This window comes from Pseudomonas sp. PWP3-1b2, assembly GCF_049896045.1.
GTDB lineage: Bacteria > Pseudomonadota > Gammaproteobacteria > Pseudomonadales > Pseudomonadaceae > Aquipseudomonas > Aquipseudomonas antarctica_B.
Window position 1 is genome coordinate 1 of record NZ_JAFCTN010000030.1, and the last position, 22,599, is coordinate 22,599.

The following is a 22,599-nucleotide window of genomic DNA, read 5'->3' on the forward strand; positions in this document are numbered from 1 at the left end:
CTGTGGGAGCTGTCGAGCTTTAGCGAGGCTGCGAAAGCGGTGGGTCAGTCGACATCTCTATCGGCAATGCCGCCGCCTTCGCAGCCTCGCTGGGGCTCGACAGCTCCCACATTTAATCGGCGGTGTGAGTTGGGTTTTGGCGGGTCGCTGGATCGGGAGCCATGCGCAATCTACTCGCCAACACAGATCAACTGTGGGAGCTGTCGAGCTTTAGCGAGGCTGCGAAAGCGGTGGGTCAGTCGACATCTCTATCGGCAATGCCGCCGCCATCGCAGCCTCGCCGGGGCTCGACAGCTCCCACATTGACCCGCGCTGGATTGCTGTGCGTGCTTCTTAACCAGGAAACACCAGGCGAAATAAGGTAAATCCCCCAGGCAGGCTGCGCACCTCAGCCTGGCCTTGGTGCAGGGTCATGATCGACCTTACGATGGCCAGGCCCAAGCCAGTGCCGCCTTCGGTGCGGGCGCGGCTGCTGTCGACACGGTAGAAACGCTCGAACAGGTGCGGCAGGTGCTGCACTTCAATCCCCGGGCCCGGGTTGCTCACTGACACCGATACGTTGTCCCCACAGGCCTCCACCAGCAGGGAAATATGTGAGCCCGCCGGGGTGTGGCGGATGGCGTTGGACAGCAGGTTCGAGAGGGCACGCTGGATCATCAGGCGGTCGCCCTGCACCTGTGCGTCGCCGTTCAAGGTCAGGGTCAGTTGTTTGTCTTCTGCACTCAGGGCAAACAGCTCCATCACCCGATGGGCTTCATCCGCCAGGGAGACCGCAATGAAAGATGCTCGCGCCGCCGGGTGGCTGACCTGGGCCAGAAACAGCATGTCCGAGACGATGCGGCCCAGGCGCTCCAATTCTTCGGTGTTGGATTCCAGCACCGCTTTGTATGCCTCCGGCGGGCGCTGGCGTGACAGCGTCACTTGGGCTTTGCCCATCAGGTTGGTCAGGGGCGCGCGCAATTCGTGGGCGAGGTCGTCGGAGAATTGCGACAACTGCTGCACCCCCGCGTCGAGGCGATCAAGCATCACGTTGAAACCTTGCGCCAATTCGCCCAGTTCCTGAGGCAGGTTGCCCACGGACAAGCGATGAGTCAGGTCCTGAGTGGTGACTTTAGCCGCCACATGGCTGAACTGCTTCAACGGCGCGAGCCCGCGTTGCACCAGCCACCAGGCGCCCATGCCGATCAGGATCAGCAACATCGGCAGCGCAATCACCGTCGCGCGCAGGTAAGCACTGAGCAGGGCCTGGTCGTCCCTGCGGTCCAGGGACAGCAACACGCGCACACGTTCGCCGCTGGCCAGGCGCATCAGGCTGGAGGCGCTAAGCACACCGTTGCCATTACTGTCGGCCCAGTTGAGGTAACCGAGGGTTTCCCGTGGCGAAAAACCTGTCAGCAACGGCTTCTGGGGTTTGGCGCCGATGCTCAGCAACACGGTTTCGTCGGGGGCGGTGCCGACGATGGTCAGGTAGAAATTGTCATGGCCGATCACCAAATCCATCAGCGAATGCGGGCGGGCGCGGATGGCGTGGGCGTCCAGGCCTTGGGCGAGGCTGTGCTGGATCTGCTCCATTTTGCTTTCCAGGCCTTTACGCGCAAGTTTCTCCAACTCGTGGGTGAGGGCGAGGTAGGCCAGTGTCGCCAGCAACAGCACCAGGCCGGCGCCCATCAAGCTGACCGTCAAACCCAGGCGCATCGACAGGCTGCTGGTTCTCATTGACGCGCTTCCAGCACATAACCCACACCGCGAATGGTATGGATCAACTTGACCTCGCTTTGGTCATCCACCTTGGCGCGCAGACGGCTGATGGAGACCTCCACCACGTTGGTGTCGCAGTCGAAATTCATGTCCCACACCAGTGAAATAATCTGCGTGCGCGTCAGCACTTCGCCGGCCTGGCGCATCAGCACTTGCAGCAGCGCGAACTCTTTGGTGGTGAGGTCGATGCGCCGGCTCCCGCGATACGCGCGGTGGCGGCGCGGGTCCAGCTCCAGGTCCGAGACGCGGAACACTTCCGGCTGCGGCATGTACTCGCTGCGCCGCAACAATGTGCGTACTCGCGCCAGCAACTCGGGGAATTCGAAGGGTTTGACCAGATAGTCGTCGGCGCCCATGTCCAGGCCCTTGATCTTGTCGGCCAAGCGGCCACGGGCTGTCAGCATCATCACGCGCTGGGTGCCGCTGCGGCGCAATTGCTCCAGCACTTCCCAGCCATCCTTGCCTGGCAGGTTGACGTCAAGAATCACCAGCTCGTAAGCGTGTTGCCCGGCGAGGTGCAGGCCGTCGATACCATTGGCGGCGCAGTCAACCACATAGCCACTTTCGCTCAGGCCTTGCTGCAGGTAGTCGGCGGTTTTTTGCTCGTCCTCAACCACAAGGATACGCATGGGGATTTACCTTTTACTGAAAGAGAAGGGCTCCATTTCCTTATGGAATGAGGTGTTTTTGGAGTAGGAAAAGTCTGAACCGTGAAGTAGCTTCAGGGTCAACTGCGACCATCGGTCGCTGACTAAAGTCTGCGCGCAAAAAAAACGCCCCAATGGGGCGTTAAAAATTCATCTCTTTCCAAAGGAGCTACACAAAAGCTTCAGAGATGAATGTGCTCGGTGAAACAAGTTGAATTGAGTATAGGAAGTTAAACTTAACGGGAGGCTGAGCCCGATATTACAGTTTTGTTAGTTGCCAATTTGTGAACAGATGTTAGTTAACCGCGAGCGAATGTAAGCGTTTGCCCTTGTGACGCTTATTCAGAGTGCTGCCAGCGGGTACTCGACGATGACACGCACTTCTTCCAGGTCTGATTCGAAGGCACTTGAACGCACAGTGGCCTGGCGCAAGCGCAACGACAAATCCTTCAGGCTGCCGCTTTGTACAACGTATTTGGCCTCGACATCGCGTTCCCAACGGCGCTGATCAGTCAACGGGTTGCCTGCTGCATCGCGACGCATATACACCGCGTTGGCGTCTCTGTAGTCGGCGCCGGAGCCTTTGCCATAGCGGGTCATGAACGACAGGCCGGGAATGCCGAACGTGTGCATGTCCAGGTCGTAACGCACCATCCACGAACGTTCCTTGGGCGAGTTGAAGTCGCTGTACTGGATCGAATTGTTGAGGGAGATCGAGTCCGACTGGCGCAGGTAGTCGAAGTCGTCGTTGCCGTTGTTGCGTTGATGCGACAGGGCCACGCTGTGGGCGCCGACCTTCATCCCGACCCTGGCACTCCAGATGTTGTTATCGAACTCGCCGAGCAGCTTTTTGCCTTCGTCCACAGCTTTGTAATAGTTGACGTCGCCGAACAGCGAAACGTCGTCGTTCAGTGGGTAGGTGGCGGCGCTGCCCACGTAGTATTGATCCCAGGCGTCTTTCAGTCGGCTGCTGTACAGGCTGACGCTAAGGTGTTTGTTGAGCTGATAATCGCCGCCGAAATAGCCGACCCAGGGCGAGTCGACCCTGCCCGCATAGAAGGTCGCGAAGCCTTTATCCATGCCACTTTGCGTGGGTTGGCTCATGCCGGTCAAACGCCCGCCTTGCAGGCTCAGGCCTTCAAGGCTGGTGTTCTGGGCGGTGACGCCGCGAAAGCTTTGCGGCAACAATCGCGAGTCGCCGGCGGCCACCACTGGCGTGGACGGGAACACATCGCCAGCCTTGATGATTGTGTCCAGCACGCGCAGTTTCGCCGCACCGCCGAATTTGCTGTAACTGCTTTCGGGATGGTTGTTGCTGTCCACCGGCAGCACGTCAAACGAGCCCTTGCCACCGCTGCGGCCAGTGCCCGAGTCGAGTTGCAGGCCGTACAGGGCAAACCCATCCAGGCCAAAACTGACGGTGCCCTGGGTGAAGCCGGACTCGAACTTGCCGATCAAGCCCTGGGCCCAGGCTTCGGAGTAGCCATTGCCCGTGGGGCTGGATTGGCCCTTGCGATCATCGCGATTGAAGTAAAAATTACGCGCCAGCACGTTCACGCTGCTGCCTTCGATAAAACCTTCGGGTTTTTCTTCCGCCGCGACGGCGGCCATAGGCAATGCGGCAATCAGTGAGAAGGGAAGGGTATAGAGACGGATATTCATGTTTCGCTCCTGGTTCATTGCAGTGTCAGCTTCTTATAGGGGTGGGCGTTTTTATTGATCTGGCCCGGGCTGATAGTTGCAAACGGCGAATAACAGCGAAGTTGCGCAAACATTACAATCCTGGAAACTCACGGCCACTTAACAGATACGTAACGTATTAGTGAACTTGTCGTCAGGGTTCACTCGTTAGTCTCGGCACTGAACTTTTCAACCGAGGAACTTGAGATGAACTTTTACAAAATAGCGGTGGGCGTATTCGCGGCGTTGCTCTCATTCGGCGCCTTGGCCGAAGGCGGCGGGGACCGCACCTTTGCCCTGATGATGGAGCGCAATGAGAAGGCCATGGCCGATTACGCGGCCAGAACCGGCAAGCCAGCCCCCGAGGTGCAGGCCTACCGCTATGGCATGCGGCTGGACATTGCCAGGGTGGTCAATGTCACGCCGCCCGTGCGCTCGTGCAATCCGGTGCCGTCGCGCATGACCTATGAGGACTCCAACGGCAAGCTCAATACCCTTGAGTATCAAGTGATGGGCGTGTGCCGAAACAACGGCAGTTAATGGATCCAAAAAAAGAGTTGGGTGCAGCCCTGAAAAGTTGTCAGTGCAGTCGGGCCGTTCGCCAATCAACTGTCGAGCTGACACGTAGGGCTCATGCTTGAGGTATCGTAGGTTTTTTCTCGCTTGAAGAGCCGATCCTCCATGAGCCCTACTCACCGTCGCCCCGTTCCGCTGTCCAAAGCCTACCGCTTGCTCAACCACGGCCCGACCGTGTTGGTGAGTGCCGCGCATAATGGCCAGCGCAATATCATGGCTGCCGCCTGGGCCATGCCGCTGGATTTTGAACCGCCGAAAGTCGCCGTGGTGCTGGACAAGGCCACCTGGACCCGCCAGTTACTGGAAGGCGCCAGCACCTTTGTGCTTCAGGTGCCGTGCGTGGCCCAGGCCGATCTTGTGCAAACCGTTGGCAACATCACCGGCGCCGACACCGACAAATTCGCCGCTTACGGCCTGCAAACCTTCACGGGCGAATACACCGAAGCGCCGCTGCTGGAAGGCTGCGTGGCGTGGCTGGAATGCCGTTTGCTGCCTGAGCCGCACACACAACAGACCTACGATTTATTCCTCGGTGAAGTGGTCGCGGCGTATGCCGACGAGCGCGTGTTCAGCGAAGGGCACTGGCACTTCGACGGCCATGATGAGTTGCGCACCTTGCACCATGTCGCGGGCGGGAATTTCCTGACCATCGGCGAGCCGGTGGTTGGGCGTCAGCTGTAAGCAGCACCACTCGTCGATAGGCGGTGAAGGGCGCTGTTTTTGCCAGCACTGCTTGCGGTCTCCAGGCAAATGGAGATCCAAATGTGGGAGCGGGCTTGCTCGCGAATGCAGTGTGTCAGCCACTGAATCTATCCACTGACACACCGCCTTCGCGAGCAAGCCCGCTCCCACAGTTTTTACCGAGCAAGCCTTCAGCAGCCTCACTGAGTTGGCTTTTATGCCGCTTTCACGATGCACTCAGCGCCCCAGCATCTTCACCCAGCGCGACGGTGGCATGCCGTAAGTGCTGCGAAATTGCCGCGTCATATGGCTTTGGTCGGTAAACCCTGCGGTCAATGCCGCATCCACCAGCAATTCGCCCTGGGCAAGCAGGCTGCGCACCAAATCCAGCCGCCGCATGGTCAAGTAACGGTAGGGGCTGGTCCCAAACAACAACCGAAAATCCCGCGACAACGCCCAGCGATCACGGCCGCAATGGTCAGCGATTTCATCCAGCGTAATGCTGCGGCCCAAGGCGCTGTGGATGAATTCCCGAGCACGCTCGGCGGCGACGTAATCGAAGGATTTACGGCTGATAATCTCGCCCGACGCATGGCTCAGCGCCTGGGCCAGGTCGAACATCGCGTCCTGCTCTTGCAAAGGATCAATCGGGCAATCCAGGCTTTGCAACAACACTTCGCTGGCACGGAACAGCCGTGGATCGGTCGACAAACCATTGGGGATAAACGGCAACGGCTTACCGCCGAGAACCTGCTGGATCAGCGCCGGCTCCACATAAATCATTCGGTACTTGAAGCCTTCCACGCTGCTGGCGCGGCCGTCATGGCTCTCATCGGGATGAATCACCATGGTCGTGCCAGGCAAGCTGTGGGTCATGCAGCCGCGGTAGTGGTAACTCTGCACGCCAAACAAGGTGCGGCCAATGGCGTAAGTGTCATGGCGATGCGGGTCGAACGCGAAACCGGCGAAGTACGCCTCGATACGGTCCAGGCCGCTGGCGTGCGGGGCGCGGTGCAACCAGTCGAGGGTGGAAGTCGGATTGCCCATGGTGGCTTGTCACAAATGGAGATGGAAATACGTTAACCGAGTCTGCATCCGTTGTCTGTGCAGGTCTTGTACGATTGTGCAGCGTGCTGGCGATGCATATGAGCGTTGATAGCGCAGTGGATATTCAAGCATTGCACGGGTGTTTTCCAGCGAGCGCATGGCCGGCGGTTACAGCCGTTCGCGCAACTGGCTCGATCGTTTCGGCGGCGGTGTTATGTGTTGTTAGGCGCACATCCTTCGAAACGGCGGTGAACATGCTTGGCCTGCCAGTGTTCGTCAAACCCGCATCAGCATGTACCCCAAGCTGTGGCAGGCGGCCGGCATGAGCTACAGCGAGTGGGTGAGCCGCTTGATTGAGCTGGCGCTTGAGCGCCATGCGGGGCGCAAGGGGTTGAAGATCAGTCGCTAGTCATTGGCCGAATGACCTTAACGGCATTAGGCGTTACTGAGTACTTCCCGAAAAACATCTGGTCTGATAGCCGCAATGTGCAGCAGAGAGCGAGCGGCACCTGAGGGGGACCGACGCCCTTGTTCCCATTCCTGAAGGGTTCTTACCGAAACCCCTAAAAGCTCAGCAAACCTGGGCTGGGACAAGCCTGTCTTGCTTCTTGCTTCAGCGGCTTGAGTGGTCTCAACGTGATTCACCGAGCCGTAACGCCCCGCGTTAATGTCCTTAACGGCGACGAGTAATTCCTCGCCGATATTGCGTTTGGAGTCACGTTCCTTCAGCTGTTTCTCAGTGAGTGGCATGGTTCATTTCCTTCGCGATTCTGTACAGGGTATGCGCTGGAATATTCTCGGTTGCGCCCTTTCCATAAATCAGTAGCGCTACCAGAGCCCCGCAAGCCAACTGTGTGGTGTAGATAATTCTCACCGCCCCGCTCTTGCCTCGCCCCTCTAAATTCCAGCGTACTTTTCGGCAACCACCTGAGCCTGGAACGACCGTTCCGGCTTCAGGATGGTTGGCTAGAAAAGCCATGAAAATACCTCTTTCCTCCTCGGTCCAGTAGTCAGGCCATAGCCTGCTGAACAGCGGAGACTCTATGATCGTTAACACGCGAAATTCTACGTCTTTGACGTAGCCTCTGGCAAGAAAGCACGGACCAGAAAATCGCAGGAGAAAAGAGGCTGCTCAAGAGGCTTTTTACTGCAAAAAATGACATGGCACTTTGCGTACGAAGCGCAGAGTGGGAGCTTGGGAGAGCTGCTTGTAGGTTCAGTCTCGCCGGTCTGTACGAGCAATCCACGAATAAATCAGCGTCTTCGCCTCCTCCGGGTTATGCGTTCTTCGGCGGTAGCTGGCGTAGGTGGGTGACGTGCAATACGTGCACACCTCACTCACCTCAATCTGCTCCCGCTTCACCCCCGCCGCCAGCAACAACATCAGCCCATACCCGCTTAAATCAAACCATGCACTGCCCGGCTGCCTCGCGTGAGGCGGTGGGATTTGCGGCGCCAGCAACGGCGACGGTTGCGTGAGGTGCCACAGGTGCCGCTGATCCGCCGGAAACTGCGCAATAAATGCGTCGCTCACCTCATAACAGCACGGCTTGATCGACGGCCCAATCGCCACCTGCAACTGGTCCACGGTGATGCCTTCGTCGGCGAAACGCTGTACGGCATTGGCGATAATTCCGGCTTGCAGCCCCTTCCAGCCACCGTGCACGGCGGCCACCCGGTCGCCGTTTTTTGCGGCGATCAGAATCGGCAGGCAATCGGCGGTAATCACCGCAATGGGCTGATGCGCAGCGGTGCAGACACCGTCGGCCTCGAGGGTGTTGGACACCTGGCCCGCTTGCCATTCAATCACTGACGCGCTGTGCACCTGCTTGCAGATAAACACGTCATCCGGGCGCAGTGGATCATTGATTGTACAAAAGCCATGGTCGACGCCCGCGAGGGCGCCGAGATTATCTGCCTGCTGCACGTGGCTCTCTCCGAAAATTATAGGTTCAGTCGCCGACCGCTTCGCCTTCACGCCGTGGGTCGGCGCCGCCGCTGAGCGACACTTTCCCTTGGGCATCGCGGGTACGCACGATGGCCTGGATGCCGCTGGTCATATCAATCTCGCTCAACGCGTGGCCTTTGTCCCGGAGTGCCTGTTTCAACGCCGGGCTGAACAAACCCGCTTCCAGTTCGGTAGCACCATTGCGGCTGCCGAAGTTGGGCAGGCCGATGGCGGCTTGCGGGTCGAGTTTCCAGTCGAGCATCGCCACCAGGGATTTGCTCACGTACTCGATAATCTGCGAACCGCCCGGTGAACCTACCGTGGCCAGCAATTCGCCGCTGTTACGGTCAAACACCAGAGTGGGCGCCATCGCCGAGCGCGGGCGTTTACCCGGTTCGACGCGGTTGGCCACCGGTTGGCCGTTCTCTTCGGGGATAAACGAAAAGTCGGTCATCTGGTTGTTCAGCAAAAAGCCCTGCACCATCAGGTGCGAGCCAAAGGCCGCTTCCACCGTGGTGGTCATCGACACGGCGCCGCCCTGGTCATCCACCGCCACCACTTGCGAGGTGGAGATGCGCAGCGGCGAACGGTCCGGCGCGTAGGCGACCTGGATGCCTGCCGGTTGGCCCGGTTTGGCGATGCCCATGCTGCGCTCACCGATCAGCGTCGCGCGCCTGGCCAGGTAGTCCGGGGCGACGAGGCTCGCGACGGGGACCGGCACGAAGTCGGCATCGGCCACGTACAGGGCACGGTCGGCGAAAGCGAGGCGACCCGCTTCGGCGAGCAGGTGCACGGCTTCGGGCGTGGGTTCAAGGCCTGCCGGCGATGGGCTCTTCACGGGCGTCATTGATGCGATGGCGAGTGCCGGGTCGCGCGCTTCAAGGGCCTGCAACGTGCCAAGGATTTGCGCGACAGCGATCCCGCCCGACGACGGCGGCGGCATGCCGCACACACGGTATTGTTTGTAATCAGTGCACAGCGGCGCGCGTTCTTTGGCGGTGTAGCCCTTGAGGTCCGCCTGCGACAGGCTGCCCGCGTTGCGATTGCCCTGAACCTTGCGCGCGATTTCATCGGCTATCGGGCCTTTGTACAGTGCGTCCGGCCCTTCCTTGGCGATGCGTTTGAACACGGCGGCCAGCGCCGGGTTTTTCAACAGCGTGCCGGTGGCTTTCGGCGTGCCGTCGGCGTTCAGAAAGTAGGCGGCCATGTCGGGCGATTGAGGGATATAGCGGTCGGCCGCGATCAAGCTGTGCAAGCGCGGGGAAATCGCAAAGCCGTTTTCGGCCAGCCGAATCGCCGGCTCAAACAGCGTGGCCCAGGGCAGGTGCCCGGTTTTTTTGTGCGCCATCTCCAGCGCCCGCAATACCCCCGGCGTGCCCACCGAACGCCCGCCAATCTGCGCCTCGGGAAACGCCATTGGAGTGCCGTCGGCTCTGAGGAACAGACGCTCAGTCGCCCCAGCCGGCGCCGTTTCGCGGCCGTCGTAGGCGTGCACGTTTTTCCCGTCCCACAGCATGATGAACGCGCCGCCGCCGATACCGGACGACTGCGGTTCCACCAGGGTCAATACCGCCTGCATCGCAATCGCCGCATCAATCGCTGAACCGCCCTGGCGCAACATCTCGCGCCCGGCCTCGGCGGCCAAGGGGTTGGCGGCAGCGGCCATATGGCGCTCGGCGTGCTGGGTGGTGAGGTCGGTGCGATAACCCGAGCCCAACTCCGGTGCCGGCGGTTGCTCATTGATGGGGCTGTGGCAGCCAGCCAGGGCGAGGGCTGCGGTAATCACTGACAGTTGACGGCGGGAAATTGAAAACACGCGCTGAACTCCGTTCATTGTGAAAATGATCTGTTGTCCTTGGGGCAGTCCTTTTTACAGGTAAATCGTGCCGTGCGGGTAGGGCACCGCTTCGCCCGAGATGATCACGCGGTCAGCCCAGCCGCAGCAGCATCGCCCCGGCGGCGATGATGCACGCGGCGACGACCCGTACCCGCGTCAGGTGTTCTTTAAGCACCAGCGCCGAGATCAACACGCCGAACAGGATGGAGGTTTCCCTGAGCGCAGACACCGTGGCGATGGGCGCCGCCGTCATGGCCCACAGCGCCAGACCATACGAAGCGATCGTCCCAGCGCCGCCGACGACGCCCAGCCGCCAGTTGCGCGTGACGTAATCGCAGAACACCGCGCGCCGAGTCGTTAACGCCCATGCCGCAAGCGGGAGACCCGTCAGCAGAAAAATCCACAGTGTGTAGGCCGCCGGCGCGCCGGATTTGCGCACGCCCAAGCCGTCGATAAGGGTGTAGCCCGCGATCACGCCCGCGTTGATCAATGCCAGGATCACGCCTTTTCTCTGCCCCGTCGAAGGCGCTACGGCCATGCTCAAGATGCCCAGAGAGATCACCGCAATGCCCAGCCATGCCAACGCCGACAAGCTTTCCGACAAAAGACATACGCTGACCGCCGCCACCAGCAAAGGCGCGGTGCCGCGCATGATCGGGTAGGTTTGGCTCATGTCGGCAATACGGTACGTCGAGGCAACCATCACGAAATACACCACCTGAAGAACCACCGACGCGCCGATGAACGGCCAGCTCTCTTTCGCCGGAAGTTCAAGAAAGGGAAGCGTGGCCACGGCGATCAACGATGCGACGCACGTGATGGTGCAGGTGGTGAGCAGCTTGTCGCTGCCGCCTTTGACCACCGCGTTCCAGGTAGCATGAAGCAGCGCGCCGAGCAGGATTATGGCGAACACGTCGAGGTTCATGCGTCGGGGTGTCCCGGATTGATCAGCGACGTCAGTACATGGTCCGCCCACACGCCATTGATTTTGAGATAGGCCCGCGCTTCGCCCTCTCGCTCAAACCCCAAGCGTGTCAGCAGTCGCTCACTGCGGGTATTTTCTGGTCGATAATTGGCCATGATGCGATGCAGTTTCATGTTCTCGAACACATGCGCAATCGCAGCCGCCAGCGCTTCGTGCATCACCCCCTCGCCCTGGGCCGATTCGCAGAGCGCATAACCCAAGTGGCAGGCCTGGAACGCGCCGCGCACGATGTTGCTGAAGTTGCAGGTGCCGATGATGTGGTCGTCGCGCAATATCAGCAGATGCAAGGCTTCGCCGCCGGCGGTTTTCTCGGCCATGGTTTCAAGGCGCAGGATGATGGCGTCAAGTTCGAAAAAATCATCACCGCGCGTTGGTTCCCAGGGTTGCAGAAAGACACGGTTTTGCACCAGGTACGCTTGCAAAGCGCGAGCGTGGGACGGGTTGGCGGCTTGAAGTGTCAGTCGCGGGGTGGCGATGCCTTGGGTCGGGAAGTGAGGGTTCACGTATCGCCTCCTTGTGGTTGGGGGCGAGTATGCCTCAGCACTTTTCTCGAGGCATAAAAAAACGGCCTACCTTTCGGTAAGCCGTTCTAGTACTTGGTGGCTACTAGTACATCTACCTTATCTTCCAATCGGCCGCTACTTTTGAACCATTCAATGATGTGATTTGAATCCTCAAAGGAAGCTTTATCTTCGTGATTTTGAAATTTAATAGTTTTTACGAACAGCCCAGTCTCCATACCAGATACAACTAATTGAGCGATGACATCATGTGCTGCAAAACATAGCTCAAATGCAGCATGGAATTTTTCAGGTGGGTGGGTAGGTGCTAGGTGCTTTGAGCCGTGGGTGCTTAGACTTCACTCCTTCGATCCTAGGGGCAGCATACAACTTTCAACTGTGACCAATACGAGGTCCGAGGTAAACGAAATTCGTAATAAGGTAGGTTGGTCTTTGATTACCTTGTGGTACGTCCTGATCTTAGACTTTGTCCTTTTTATAAGTCGACTTTCAGTGAAAATCACTACCAAACTTTGGAACAATAGTGGAAGCCAGCGCCCGGCAACTATAACTTTTGATAACAGGCTGGCGGCCTGATTAGCACCAGGTTCGCGTTAGAGGGTGCGAACCTAGCGCCAGTACGCACCCGGATGCGTACCAATGTGCCTACTGAGCTGCGTACGTTAAGTGCGCAATTTGCGCAGTTACTGCGCAATCCGGGGCGAGACTTTGCTGAGGCAGAACCGGCTACACGTTCAGTTGCAGCTATTTTTAATAGACGGTCAATGTCCACTTCAATCTCCTCAAAAATCGTTGCTTCCAGAATGACGATGACCTATCAAACGCGCAAAGACTCAGGCGATTTCCATCTCCACGCTGCTACCCGGTCCGCGCTATGTTGGGAGAAACCTGTTCCATCCCCGCCCACTTTTCGAAAGCGTGGTTGCCAAATAAACAGGCCAATTCATTTAACAGCGGGTAATCAATCGACGTCGTCGTTCGTGACACCGAACTTCTGCTAGCACCTTTAAAGCGTTTGCCCGGAGGTGGCCCTCAGTGCTCTTTTTTCAGAGCCGAAACCTTAGGCAGGAAAGGGTAGTTCGCTGCATTTATCGTCTGGAGCTACTGCAAAAACATTCAAGGTCATAGCGACCAGCGAGTAGTACCCTAAAATCCCCGTTAGCTCTACAACACCTGCTTCGCCAAGCAACTCGACCGCTTCGCAATACAGGTCATCGCCTACCCGTCGGCGTGTATAAAGGTCTGTAACAAAGCGGTAAATCAGACCCTCGTCAGTCTTCAGAAATCGAGGAGATTCTCCGTTCCGAATCTGGCTCAATACTTCCTCAGTTAATCCGCTTTTAAGGCCGATAGGTTCGTGGATCATCCATTCAGCTTGCGACTGCCAAAGTGCAGCGGTGGTCAGAATGGCCAGTTCGCTCAACCTGGTTTCAAGGGAGGTGTCGTAACGGCAAAAGGCGCCGAGTCGCTGAGCATGATCTGCAAATTTCGGGCTATGAATCCATGCTAGAAAGGGACCGTCTAAATTTCCTCGGGGGCCCCGCAAAATCTCGTTAAGCACCTCGTGCTGCTCGGCATTCAGCTGTTCCTCCGGAATTCGGCTTAAGCGCGATCTCGTAAACATCTTTTGTTCTCCCGGATTTTTAGAAAGGATTAGCCAGCTGCCGAAGGGTCATTTCGACGAGTTCTGTTTGAGTGCTGATTGGCGCGCCGGCTTGCTCTCTGCGACCTATCTCTAGTGAGTTATCCACCACGAGTCGGCACCGCTGAAAGCGCCTCTCCATGAAGTCAGAAAACACGTTGGGGATATCACCACCTCTGGCAATTTCTTGTGCGATGACGACACCGTCCTCTACTGCCATGCCCGCGCCGGACGCGAGTTGCGGGGTTGTGGGGTGGGCCGCGTCACCCATGAGTAAGACTCTGCCGCGATACCACGGTGCATGAACAACCAGCCCTTGGAGTGGCCGCATGATGATGGACGACTGATCATCCAATTGCTCACGAAGCTCACCGATTATCCCGCCATAAGGGGCCATCAATTTCCCCAGCTCATTGGCAAGATCTGCGTCTTCAATACGCTCCAGTGCCGGCGCGTTTTGAAGGAGAAACATGTACATCAGATCATTGCTTACAGGGCTTAGGCCGACTTTTACGGGCCCGCCAAGGAAATAATGGCGACAGTCGATCTGTGGGCGACGTTTCGCTACCAAACGCCAAGCGTTTTGGCCGGTAAAAAAAGGGCGACCACAGTCGGGCATGATCAGTTGGCGCATTCGCGAGCCAATGCCGTCCGCTCCGATGATCAAGTCGTACTTTCCATTTGTTCCATCGCTGAACACAACATGCGCTCCGTCAGAGCGCTCTTCCAGCGCATCCACGGTGATACCTAATCTTACGTTGGTTCCGGAGACGAGCGTGCGCTGGGAAAGAATGCCGTGTAGGACCGGACGAAGAATTCCGCCGCTACCGGGGATGTCGGTTCCGACAGGAACTGGAGTGGGCAACTCATTGAGCATATTGCCGGCGATATCGCAGACCCTGATTCCGTGGCCTGTGTAAGCCACATTCATGATCTCTTCGAGAATTCCCAGCTCGTGGAATGCTCGGAGTGTCGGTCCGGTAATCGTGATACCTGCGCCGTAAACCCGCCAGTCTGGATCAAGGTCGACCAAGTCGATGGCCATATCTAGATTCAACCGAGAAAGGGAGATAGCCGCCGACATGCCGCCAATCCCGCCGCCGACAATCAATACTCTTCTAATTGTGTTCATGAATCGACTCCGTAGGGGTGTACGGAGGTTAAAGGTCAGGCTCCTTTGGCACTTGTCTGTGTGAGCAGCAAAATTTGTCCTGAGATGTGGGGCCTCTAACCCCAACGCATAGAGTCAAAAATCAACGCAGGTAAAGCCAAGTACCACCTGAAGCAACTACCTAGGATGTGCGCATCGTCTTTTTTTACGCCAAGAATAAGGAATTACCATGACGAGTGCGCCAAACACTACCGCTGTTCAAGGTCGCCCGAAAACGCTTGCTGAAGTCAAAGTCTGGATGAAGGAGAAGCTTGCTGCCCGAGTTCACCCCCTCAACCTTTTAGATCCGGACGAAGGTCCGACACTAATCGACAGCCTTACCGGCCTTGACGGGGCGAATTGGGCGAAAGTGTGGCTGGACGCTGGTCAAGCAGCCCAACAGCAGGCAGAAGCGCTACGAGAGGCTGGCGATACTGCATCTGCGGCGAAGTTTTATATGAAGGCCAGTGGGCTTTATTTCCTGGGGCGCTTCCCGTGCCCGAATCATCCAGACAAGCTGCGCAGTGCAGAACTTGAACGCGAGACTTACGTAGCCGCTAGCCAGAGCTGGGAGTCGCCGGTCAGTAAGGTGACCATTCCTTTTGCGGGTCGTCAAGATGAAGGCCAACAGGTAGTGTTTTACTACCGTCGCCCTCTCGGAATTAAGCACCCTCCAGTCGTCATCATGTGGGGTGGGGTCGATGCGTGGAAGGAGCAGATGACTGCTGCGTGCAACGCATTTCTTGCCAAAGGCATCGCCACCATCGCCCTCGACAACGCAGGCACAGGTGAGTCACCAGTCAAAGGTGTTATCGATGCAGAGCGGCAATTCTTAGCCGTCATGGAGTGGGCAGAAAGTCAGCCCGATCTCACCTCAGAACGCGTTGCGCTTCTTGGACGCTCGTTTGGTGGTTACTGGGCTACAAAACTGGCCCTTACGGTCCCTGATCGAATTGCGGCCGCCGTCAATTGGGGTGGTGGTGCGCACCACATGTTCCAACCTGAATGGGTGGAAGCATCCCGGTATCCAGACAGCTACTTAATGGAGCTGGTGGAAACTCGTTGCCGGATGTTGGGGGCCAATAACGATGCTGAATACATTGAAGGCTTCAGGCGCCTTTCGCTCTTAGACCAGGGCTTGCTGGATAACCCTAGTGCCCCGCTATTACTGGTCAATGGCAAGCAAGATCGCCAGTGCCCGATTGAGGACATCTTCCTGCTGACGGAGCATGGTACACCCAAAAGCGTGCGTTTCTTCCCTGGCGGCCATATGGGGAATACCCCTAAAACTCTTCCATCGATTGTGGACTGGGTCGTCGATCAGCTGCGTATGCGAGCATCGAAATGAAGGCTGGTAACTGGCGTCAAGCGATGCCAAGCACTGAAGCGTATTGGATGAATCGCGTCCTCTACGACGTGCATCACAAAGCGGACCATCTCCAGCGGTATATGGAAGGCCCAGACCTCTACATGCAGTCCGTTCCGCTTAGTGAGGAGAAGAGAGCCGCAATTCGTGATAACGACATTGGGGCTATGTATCTCGCAGGGGTTAATCCCTACCTTCTTCGTGCTCACTGCCTCGGTTTGCATATTTCAGAACAGGTATTTGTTGAGTCACTCCGGTCTGTGAGTGCGGAGGTGAATCATGGCTGAATTAGTAGGCATCTTTGCTGCTAGCCACACGCCTGTAATGCTCAATTTTCCGGACGCCATTGCGGATGAGCAGCGAAACGAAATTTTTGCGGCATTTCGGTCTGTCGGCAAGAGGCTACGAGAAGCAAAGCCTGACGTTCTGGTGATCATCGCAGACGATCATCTGCACAACTTCTTTCTCGATAATCTTCCGGCGTTCTGCGTGGGAGCGGCTGAGAGCTATGCCACGCCCATCGAACACTGGTTAAAGGCGCCGAAACGCATTCTGCGAGGTTCACCACAGTTCAGTACTCATTTGCTGGAAGTGGCATTTAACGAGGGCTTTGATCCAGCCTTATCCATGGATTTGACGCTCGATCATGGCGCGTTAACACCATTGGAGCTTTCCGGGCTGTCAGATGAGTTGGCGGTAGTCCCCTTACTAATTAACTGCGTTCAACCACCGCTACCTACGATGGCCCGATGCCTGGCCTGGGGCAAGCTGCTACGCAAAGCCATCGACAGCTATAACCCCACGCAACGAGTCGCGATCCTGGCCACTGGCGGAATCAGTCACGATATCGCCACGCCACGGATGGGCCTGGTCAACGAAGAGTTTGACCGGCGCTTTCTGGAGTTGCTGGAACAGGGCTCGGAGGAGGAGTTGCTCAAGCATTCCACAGAGCAAGTGCATACAGCAGGTAATGGCGCAGAGGAGATTCGGAATTGGTTGATCGCCCACGGTGCTGCCAATGGAACTGCTGCCGAGACCATTTTCTATAAACCGGTTGAAAAGTGGTATACCGGCATCGGTCTGGCCAGCTGGGGTGTTGAGGGGAGTCGTCATGACGCTTGAGCTTCGAGAGCGTGGGATTTACACCGATGGTGATCCCAGCAAGCCGTCTCTTGTGCTTCTGCATTCCATCGCAACCTCCAGCGAAATTTGGCTCCCGCTGTTACCACTGCTCACTCAGCGATTCTATGTTATCCGGGTGGATCTTCCAGGTCATGGCAGGGCGCCGCGTCATGCTGCGAATGGGTCTATGGACGGATACGCCAGATATGTGGACGACATCCTAAATGAGTTGCGCACGCAGCCGGCAGCGATGCTCGGCATTTCGCTCGGAGGCATGGTCGCCCAGGCCTACGCTTTAGCCCATCCCGGGTTACTTCGTGCATTGGTACTTGCGAATTGCGGCGCCATCACTCCGAAGCCTGTGCAACAACTATGGCAGTCGCGTATCGAAGCGGTCATTGCTAATGGTATGTCCTCCCAGATTCAGGACACACTCGCTCGATGGTTTACACCAGCTTTTACGCAACGCTCGCCTATGTGCCTGGAGTGGATTGGAAAGTTGATCGCCACTACATCAAGTGAGGGCTATATCGCGGCTGCAAAAGCCATTCAGCAGCTAGACCACCTCGAGATGTTTAGCAAAATTGATATCCCGACACTCATCTTGGCGGGCGATCAAGATGCCGCCATTCCGTTAGCAGCCCTTGAGTTGATGAGCACTGTTTTACCTAGTGCGAAGCTGCACATACTCCAAGATGTCGGGCACCTCAGCGCCGCCGAGGCACCTACAGTTTTCGCCGAAACTGTGGGTGCATTTCTTAAGTCCGCGGTGCCGGTCTAACTCCGTAAGGAACTTCGGGCTAGCCTTCGATCTGAGACAGCTTGCGCCATTCACGTGGCGAGCAAGCATAGCGGTCACGAAACGACCGGCTGAAGTGCGCGACATCGCTGAAACCCCATCGATAGGCAATTTCGCCTATCGAGCGGTTTCTCAGCTGTGCGTTCGAAAAGTCCGTTTTGCATTGCTCCAAGCGAAGCCGCCAAACCCTTTTCATCAGGGTTTCAGTTTCGCTCGCTGTGAGTTCATAGACATACCGAGTAGACAGCCCAACACCTTTGGCGATGCTCTCTGCATCTAGGGAAGGGTCCGCCAAATTCGCCTGGATGTACTGGTCAATGCGAAGTTTGTGCATTGCAATCAAGCGATTGGGCGATACCTCGTCCGATTGCCCCAGGCTCATCAACGCTATTGAAAGCATATGCGGAAGCGCTTCGGCAATTCGATCAGCGGTTGGCTCGTCCAGAGTGGGGGCTAGCTCGAAGAGCTGATCAAGCATATGGCCAAACATTGCACCGACACCTTTTGTCACGTCGATGGCCATAGCAGTCATGTCATCAATACCGGGCATCAAGGCACGGAGCATCGCTGGTGGCAGATAGACTGAGTGGGTTTGTATTTCCCCAGTCCGGATGTGGAACGCCTTATTAGGGTCAATCATGAACATTTGACCCACCGAGATTTTGCTCGTACGTCCCCCTTGGCTCACCTCAACCTCACCTTCTTTTTGAAGGGTGATTAGCATTCGAGATGTCTGAAGGTGAATGTTGGACGCACTGGACGTGGAGTGCGGAGAAAATCGCAACGAGGCAAATTGGAGCGTACGGCTTCGATAGGCGACAACTTGGCTCCAGAACGGTTCTGCATCAATGGCATTTACGGAGAGGCCAATAGAGAAGTCTTTCTCCATTGCCTTCTGAAAATCCGTGCGGCCCATGTCATTTCTTATTGTTTGCATGGTTAGCCCTCATCAACAACGCCTTCACAGTGCGCGATGCGCTGCTAGTCAATGTACGCCAATCCAAACAGCAGACAACTGCTAGGCGCTAGTACCGGATAGACAGTCAAAATTCACGTCACCCCTGGTCAAAAGGCCTTTGGGAGGTTTTGGTATTTTCCAGGTGTATGAACCATCCACGCTGGGTGGCAAGTAAACAGGCCCTGGAGAATAATAATGACCGTGCCTTCGCCTTCCGTAGTCAACGGCGCCAAAACTGCCATGCGCCACCTGGCAAACCGTGACACGCCTTTCATCTTCAACGAGTGGTATGTAGCTGCTTTCAGTAATGAAGTCAGCAGAACGTTACTTCAACGCACTATCCTTGGCCGCACTCTCGTGCTTTTCCGCACCGAGGCCGGCGCGCCTATCGCGCTGGATAACCGCTGCCCGCACCGCTCATTCCCTCTGTCAGCTGGCCGCCTGGTTGGGGACACGCTTATTTGTGGCTACCACGGATTCCGGTACGACGCTCAGGGCACCCTGATCGAGGCTCCTTCTGTAGCGAAGTGCCCGCGAAATATTGGTGTGCGCGATTTCCCCATGGTTGAACGGGGCTCTGTAATTTGGATCTGGATGGGCGATCCGGCTTTAGCTGCTGAAGAAAAGATTCCACATCTGCCATGGATGGAGTCGCCACATTGGGCCGGCGGCCAGGGGTACTACGCCCTGAAGTCGAGTTACGTGAGTCTTCACGAAAATCTGTTGGATACCTCTCACCTTAGCTTTATGCATGAGAACACCATCGGCTCTCCCGATTATGTGCGTGCGCCAACGGTGACCGAAATCAATCCGGGCCGGTATGCCTTGATTCGTACTGTCGAACCTACGCGTCTACCTCCGGTTTGGGGCAAACCTACAGGGTTAGAGAACAACGCAAACGCAGGCCGGATAGTGCGCAATGAGTTCCTCTCCCCGGCAGTGTATGAGGTCACGACTCGGCTCTACGACGGTTCTCTTCCCGCAGGTGAGCGGCCGGAGTACCAGATCAAGGTGGCTCACTTTCCAACCCCCGAGTCCGCGACTTCGACCCATTACTTTATTTACTTAGGCCGTGACTTTGCGCAGCAAAGTGCCGAAGCCTCCGAGTTCATGGCGACCCACTTCTTCAGGGCATTTGACGAAGATGTTGTGGGGTTGGCGCTGGTGGAGGAGGTAACCAACAGCACGCCTGTAGATGAGTTTTTTGAGGTTTCCATTGCCAGCGATGCGTTGGGCATTGCAATGCGCCGTTACCTGAAGGAGCGGGCAGACAGCGAACAATCGGCGACGCCGGAAATAATCATCGCTCGTGAAGCGGCTGCACAAGCATGAACGCGCTCAACAGAAGTCTTGAAGGCACTTCAATGCAGACTACTTGGATTGATGTAACCGTCGTGAGCAAGCAGGAGGAGGCAGCGGGCATCGCCTCTTTCGAACTCGCTGCTGCGAACGGTGTAACGCTTCCCGCATACACGCCTGGATCTCATATCGATGTAGAAGTCTCGCCCGGTTTGATTCGCCAATATTCGCTCTGCAGTGCAAAAGAGCATGAAGGGCGATACCTGATTGGCGTGTTGAACGACGAAAACTCCAGAGGGGGTTCGCGCGCGCTACACGCCATTGAAGTAGGCCGTGCATTAAGGATCAGCGCCCCTCGCAATCATTTCCCACTAGCCGAAGATGCCGAACATTCAGTCTTGTTCGCCGGGGGTATTGGTATCACGCCAATACTATCGATGGCGGAGCGGCTTGAGACGGACGGCCAATCGTTTGAGTTGCATTTCTGCGCACGATCCGCTGACAGAGCGGCCTTCTATTCGCGCATCGTTGCAAGCGGTTTTGGGAACAAGACCACCTTCTATTTTGACGACCAGAAAGAGCGGGCTGACCTCCAAAAAATCCTTCAAAAGCCGCAAAAGAACTCGCATTTGTATGTGTGTGGACCACAGGGGTTTATGACGGCAGTTCTTTGCGCCGCAACTGGTCAGGGCTGGCCGGAAGATCAATTGCACAAAGAGTTCTTTGTCGCCCCCGCCCACGAACATAGCGAGGAGAACCGGTCGTTCGATGTGATTCTTTCCAGCAGTGGAGAGCGGTTCCAAATCAATGCCAGTGAAACCATCGTCGAAGTCCTTGAGCGCCACGGATTCGAGATTCCCGTTTCCTGCGAACAGGGAATTTGCGGCACCTGCCTCACGGGGGTACTTGATGGGGAAATAGACCACCGAGATTCCGTTCTTTCGAATGTAGAAAAGGCTTTGAACACAGTATTTACCCCGTGCTGCTCCAGAGCCAAGGGAGACTTACTAGTCCTAGACCTTTAACTTGCTCGGTAAAACATCGGCGGCGACTTGACGCCCACCAATAAAAATAAAAAGGGTTAATTTAATGCGAACTCGCATTGCTTTGTTGTGCGCGACATTCTGTGGGCAACTGTACGCAGCTGCTCCACCTGGCCCCTCTGGCGAGGGCGATCTAGCCACGTGGCTGCTGCCGCAGCTAGAGCGTGAAACCGGTATACGCGTTTACGGCGTTATCGACGCAGGCTATTCACGTAACGATACGTCCAAGACAAGTGAGCGAGATGGGGGGCTAACTAACCTTCCTGTGGCCGGCTACGCGGATGAGAAGTTTGAGCTGGCTTTTGTGAATCTATTTATCGAAAAGGTTCTGAATGCCCCCTACCTGACACGCATTACCCCTTTGCCAGGTCCTCAGCCAACTGACTACTCGTTGGGTTTTAACTTGGGTCTGCTATACGGGCGCGATGGACAATTCTCTCGCACCGTAGGCTGGGATGAGCATTGGGGCGTCAACGAGCCTGGGGCTACTGATGCCGATTACTCAAGACGTAACCGGCAAAAGTATTACTCCTTCCCAGATTTGTTTGGGACGGCATACCTACCAGTTGGCACGGGCATCAGCGTGATGGCGGGAATATTTGGTCCTGGGATTGGGTATGAAATTCCGCCAAACATTCGACTAGCACGGAATGCATTCGCGACCAAAACTTACGCATTTGTTTCAGAGCCCGCGACAGTCTCTGGCGTGGTACTCGGCTCCCGGTTGTTTTCAGGCAGCTCGGGTGTATTAGGCGCTGAACTCGGAGTCGTACAGGGATGGAATAATTTGCGGGATAACAACGACCAACAGTCCTTACTCGGGGCGGTTCGTTGGCGCACGAACGATATGCAAACCTGGGTCGATTACGAGTTCATTCTTGGGGACGAGCAGAACAAAGACTTCTCAGATGTACAGGCTCCGACAGCTCGTCTGATCTCCCCTGATGGGCAATTCAAGCAACAACACTCACTCAACGCTTGGCACGCATTTGACGAGCGTTGGTCCGCAGGCGCAGAGGTGGTGTACGGCAAGCAAGACGGTGATGGTAAATCCAGCACCATAGATATCGTGACTGGTCCAGGCTTTGACGGCGCTCACTGGTGGGGGGCGAACACTTCGATCAGCTACAAATATCAAGATGACCTCACTTTTTCTGTCCGTGCAGAACACTTTAACGACCCTCAAGGTTTCGCGATTTTTCCTGTCTCACTCGCCCACGGTTCGTTCAACTCCCTGACGGTTGGGCTTCGTTACGAAGCGAGCCGAAATCTCTCCATTAGGCCAGAACTGCGATATGACCGCTTTAATGGTCGCGAAACAGACCATCCATTCGGAAACGGGCGCGACAGAGACCAGACGACGGCCACCGTTGAGGCGCTGCTCTATTTTTAGTGTTAAGGACATCGTTGCCGGCATGAAGACGTTTGCAGCTTCGTCTGTTTGAAGTTCGACCAGAAAGGTTTGGGCTTCACATTACCTAAACACGCAGTGCCTGGTAGGCCCGGCATGTACGCGCTAATTCTATCCGATATGGCGCGT

At 56.6% G+C, this 22,599-nt stretch carries 22 protein-coding genes and 1 pseudogene; 10 read left to right on the forward strand and 13 right to left on the reverse strand.

Annotation, left to right across the window (positions count from 1 at the left end):
* Positions 1–333: 333 nt before the first annotated feature.
* From ACP7A2_RS18860 to ACP7A2_RS18870, 3 genes are all read right to left on the reverse strand, one after another.
* On the reverse strand, positions 334–1,716 hold the full coding sequence (locus ACP7A2_RS18860; protein WP_426135417.1) for a heavy metal sensor histidine kinase: 1,383 nt from the start codon (positions 1,714–1,716) through the stop codon (positions 334–336).
* Positions 1,713–2,387, reverse strand: a complete 675-nt coding sequence (locus ACP7A2_RS18865) for a heavy metal response regulator transcription factor (RefSeq protein ID WP_426135418.1) — start codon at positions 2,385–2,387, stop codon at positions 1,713–1,715. Before ACP7A2_RS18865 ends, ACP7A2_RS18860 begins: the two co-directional genes overlap by 4 nt.
* Positions 2,388–2,747: 360 nt before the next feature.
* Positions 2,748–4,067: an OprD family porin gene (locus ACP7A2_RS18870; protein ID WP_426135419.1), complete on the reverse strand. Its 1,320-nt coding sequence runs from the start codon at positions 4,065–4,067 to the stop codon at positions 2,748–2,750.
* A 225-nt stretch (positions 4,068–4,292) separates the two neighbouring features.
* Here ACP7A2_RS18870 and ACP7A2_RS18875 point away from each other — a divergent pair, with 225 nt between their 5' ends.
* Complete coding sequence (locus ACP7A2_RS18875; protein WP_426135420.1) at positions 4,293–4,625, forward strand: DUF2790 domain-containing protein; 333 nt, start codon at positions 4,293–4,295, stop codon at positions 4,623–4,625.
* Between the two features lie 141 nt (positions 4,626–4,766).
* A complete protein-coding gene (locus tag ACP7A2_RS18880) occupies positions 4,767–5,342 on the forward strand; it encodes a flavin reductase family protein (protein WP_426135421.1) in 576 nt (191 codons plus the stop codon).
* A gap of 237 nt (positions 5,343–5,579) precedes the next feature.
* On the opposite strand, the gene ACP7A2_RS18885 is transcribed toward ACP7A2_RS18880, so the two are convergent.
* Complete coding sequence (locus ACP7A2_RS18885; RefSeq protein ID WP_426135422.1) at positions 5,580–6,389, reverse strand: AraC family transcriptional regulator; 810 nt, start codon at positions 6,387–6,389, stop codon at positions 5,580–5,582.
* Positions 6,390–6,669: 280 nt separating this feature from the next.
* Here ACP7A2_RS18885 and ACP7A2_RS18890 point away from each other — a divergent pair.
* Positions 6,670–6,798, forward strand: a pseudogene (locus tag ACP7A2_RS18890) (D-alanine--D-alanine ligase A); the annotation flags it as partial.
* 26 nt (positions 6,799–6,824) lie between these two features.
* Here the strand turns inward: ACP7A2_RS18890 and ACP7A2_RS18895 are convergent.
* From ACP7A2_RS18895 to ACP7A2_RS18930, 8 genes are all read right to left on the reverse strand, one after another.
* On the reverse strand, positions 6,825–7,139 hold the full coding sequence (locus ACP7A2_RS18895; RefSeq protein WP_375066013.1) for a helix-turn-helix domain-containing protein: 315 nt from the start codon (positions 7,137–7,139) through the stop codon (positions 6,825–6,827).
* On the reverse strand, positions 7,126–7,368 hold the full coding sequence (locus ACP7A2_RS18900; RefSeq protein WP_375066015.1) for a hypothetical protein: 243 nt from the start codon (positions 7,366–7,368) through the stop codon (positions 7,126–7,128). Before ACP7A2_RS18900 ends, ACP7A2_RS18895 begins: the two co-directional genes overlap by 14 nt.
* A 237-nt stretch (positions 7,369–7,605) precedes the next feature.
* Positions 7,606–8,316, reverse strand: coding sequence for a peptidoglycan editing factor PgeF (gene pgeF, locus ACP7A2_RS18905; RefSeq protein WP_426135423.1), 711 nt, complete (start codon positions 8,314–8,316; stop codon positions 7,606–7,608).
* A gap of 25 nt (positions 8,317–8,341) precedes the next feature.
* Positions 8,342–10,171 (reverse strand): gamma-glutamyltransferase, encoded by a 1,830-nt coding sequence (gene ggt, locus ACP7A2_RS18910; protein WP_426135424.1) that lies wholly within the window; start codon positions 10,169–10,171, stop codon positions 8,342–8,344.
* Positions 10,172–10,265: 94 nt separating this feature from the next.
* Entirely contained in the window at positions 10,266–11,099 is an 834-nt protein-coding gene (locus tag ACP7A2_RS18915; protein WP_426135425.1) for an EamA family transporter, read from the reverse strand.
* Positions 11,096–11,662: a GNAT family N-acetyltransferase gene (locus ACP7A2_RS18920; protein WP_426135426.1), complete on the reverse strand. Its 567-nt coding sequence runs from the start codon at positions 11,660–11,662 to the stop codon at positions 11,096–11,098. The genes ACP7A2_RS18915 and ACP7A2_RS18920 overlap by 4 nt, the downstream gene beginning before the upstream one ends.
* 1,078 nt (positions 11,663–12,740) lie before the next feature.
* On the reverse strand, positions 12,741–13,304 hold the full coding sequence (locus ACP7A2_RS18925) for a carboxymuconolactone decarboxylase family protein (protein WP_426135427.1): 564 nt from the start codon (positions 13,302–13,304) through the stop codon (positions 12,741–12,743).
* Between the two features lie 19 nt (positions 13,305–13,323).
* The gene (locus ACP7A2_RS18930) at positions 13,324–14,454 is read right to left on the reverse strand and encodes an FAD-dependent monooxygenase (RefSeq protein ID WP_426135428.1); all 1,131 of its coding nucleotides are present in this window, start codon (positions 14,452–14,454) and stop codon (positions 13,324–13,326) included.
* 208 nt (positions 14,455–14,662) lie between these two features.
* On the opposite strand from ACP7A2_RS18930, the gene ACP7A2_RS18935 reads away from it, so the two are divergent.
* From ACP7A2_RS18935 to ACP7A2_RS18950, 4 genes are read left to right on the forward strand one after another with little or no spacing between them, the layout of a single operon-like run.
* Positions 14,663–15,820 (forward strand): alpha/beta hydrolase family protein, encoded by a 1,158-nt coding sequence (locus tag ACP7A2_RS18935; RefSeq protein WP_426135429.1) that lies wholly within the window; start codon positions 14,663–14,665, stop codon positions 15,818–15,820.
* Positions 15,821–15,867: 47 nt separating this feature from the next.
* Complete coding sequence (locus ACP7A2_RS18940; protein WP_426135483.1) at positions 15,868–16,125, forward strand: hypothetical protein; 258 nt, start codon at positions 15,868–15,870, stop codon at positions 16,123–16,125.
* Positions 16,118–16,960, forward strand: a complete 843-nt coding sequence (locus ACP7A2_RS18945; protein WP_426135430.1) for a hypothetical protein — start codon at positions 16,118–16,120, stop codon at positions 16,958–16,960. Before ACP7A2_RS18940 ends, ACP7A2_RS18945 begins: the two co-directional genes overlap by 8 nt.
* Positions 16,950–17,741, forward strand: a complete 792-nt coding sequence (locus ACP7A2_RS18950; RefSeq protein WP_426135431.1) for an alpha/beta fold hydrolase — start codon at positions 16,950–16,952, stop codon at positions 17,739–17,741. The genes ACP7A2_RS18945 and ACP7A2_RS18950 overlap by 11 nt, the downstream gene beginning before the upstream one ends.
* Positions 17,742–17,760: 19 nt before the next feature.
* On the opposite strand, the gene ACP7A2_RS18955 is transcribed toward ACP7A2_RS18950, so the two are convergent.
* Positions 17,761–18,675, reverse strand: coding sequence for a helix-turn-helix domain-containing protein (locus tag ACP7A2_RS18955; protein ID WP_426135432.1), 915 nt, complete (start codon positions 18,673–18,675; stop codon positions 17,761–17,763).
* A gap of 237 nt (positions 18,676–18,912) precedes the next feature.
* Between ACP7A2_RS18955 and ACP7A2_RS18960 the strand changes: the two genes are divergently transcribed.
* From ACP7A2_RS18960 to ACP7A2_RS18970, 3 genes are all read left to right on the forward strand, one after another.
* Positions 18,913–20,049 (forward strand): Rieske 2Fe-2S domain-containing protein, encoded by a 1,137-nt coding sequence (locus ACP7A2_RS18960; RefSeq protein WP_426135434.1) that lies wholly within the window; start codon positions 18,913–18,915, stop codon positions 20,047–20,049.
* Entirely contained in the window at positions 20,046–21,041 is a 996-nt protein-coding gene (locus ACP7A2_RS18965) for a PDR/VanB family oxidoreductase (RefSeq protein WP_426135435.1), read from the forward strand. Before ACP7A2_RS18960 ends, ACP7A2_RS18965 begins: the two co-directional genes overlap by 4 nt.
* Before the next feature lie 64 nt (positions 21,042–21,105).
* Entirely contained in the window at positions 21,106–22,452 is a 1,347-nt protein-coding gene (locus ACP7A2_RS18970) for an outer membrane beta-barrel protein (protein ID WP_426135436.1), read from the forward strand.
* The last annotated feature ends 147 nt before the right edge of the window (positions 22,453–22,599 follow it).

Coding starts and splice junctions, on each gene's coding strand:
- ACP7A2_RS18945 (WP_426135430.1), top strand. CDS start 16,118: ATGGCTGAATTAGTAGGCATCTTTGCTGCTAGCCACACGCCTGTAATG.
- ACP7A2_RS18885 (WP_426135422.1), bottom strand. CDS start 6,389: ATGGGCAATCCGACTTCCACCCTCGACTGGTTGCACCGCGCCCCGCAC.
- ACP7A2_RS18915 (WP_426135425.1), bottom strand. CDS start 11,099: ATGAACCTCGACGTGTTCGCCATAATCCTGCTCGGCGCGCTGCTTCAT.
- ACP7A2_RS18960 (WP_426135434.1), top strand. CDS start 18,913: ATGACCGTGCCTTCGCCTTCCGTAGTCAACGGCGCCAAAACTGCCATG.
- ACP7A2_RS18940 (WP_426135483.1), top strand. CDS start 15,868: ATGAATCGCGTCCTCTACGACGTGCATCACAAAGCGGACCATCTCCAG.
- ACP7A2_RS18900 (WP_375066015.1), bottom strand. CDS start 7,368: ATGGCTTTTCTAGCCAACCATCCTGAAGCCGGAACGGTCGTTCCAGGC.
- ACP7A2_RS18925 (WP_426135427.1), bottom strand. CDS start 13,304: ATGTTTACGAGATCGCGCTTAAGCCGAATTCCGGAGGAACAGCTGAAT.
- ACP7A2_RS18865 (WP_426135418.1), bottom strand. CDS start 2,387: ATGCGTATCCTTGTGGTTGAGGACGAGCAAAAAACCGCCGACTACCTG.
- ACP7A2_RS18880 (WP_426135421.1), top strand. CDS start 4,767: ATGAGCCCTACTCACCGTCGCCCCGTTCCGCTGTCCAAAGCCTACCGC.
- ACP7A2_RS18935 (WP_426135429.1), top strand. CDS start 14,663: ATGACGAGTGCGCCAAACACTACCGCTGTTCAAGGTCGCCCGAAAACG.
- ACP7A2_RS18970 (WP_426135436.1), top strand. CDS start 21,106: ATGCGAACTCGCATTGCTTTGTTGTGCGCGACATTCTGTGGGCAACTG.
- ACP7A2_RS18875 (WP_426135420.1), top strand. CDS start 4,293: ATGAACTTTTACAAAATAGCGGTGGGCGTATTCGCGGCGTTGCTCTCA.
- ACP7A2_RS18950 (WP_426135431.1), top strand. CDS start 16,950: ATGACGCTTGAGCTTCGAGAGCGTGGGATTTACACCGATGGTGATCCC.
- ACP7A2_RS18955 (WP_426135432.1), bottom strand. CDS start 18,675: ATGGGCCGCACGGATTTTCAGAAGGCAATGGAGAAAGACTTCTCTATT.
- ACP7A2_RS18930 (WP_426135428.1), bottom strand. CDS start 14,454: ATGAACACAATTAGAAGAGTATTGATTGTCGGCGGCGGGATTGGCGGC.
- ACP7A2_RS18895 (WP_375066013.1), bottom strand. CDS start 7,139: ATGCCACTCACTGAGAAACAGCTGAAGGAACGTGACTCCAAACGCAAT.
- ACP7A2_RS18870 (WP_426135419.1), bottom strand. CDS start 4,067: ATGAATATCCGTCTCTATACCCTTCCCTTCTCACTGATTGCCGCATTG.
- ACP7A2_RS18965 (WP_426135435.1), top strand. CDS start 20,046: ATGAACGCGCTCAACAGAAGTCTTGAAGGCACTTCAATGCAGACTACT.
- ggt (WP_426135424.1), bottom strand. CDS start 10,171: ATGAACGGAGTTCAGCGCGTGTTTTCAATTTCCCGCCGTCAACTGTCA.
- ACP7A2_RS18860 (WP_426135417.1), bottom strand. CDS start 1,716: ATGAGAACCAGCAGCCTGTCGATGCGCCTGGGTTTGACGGTCAGCTTG.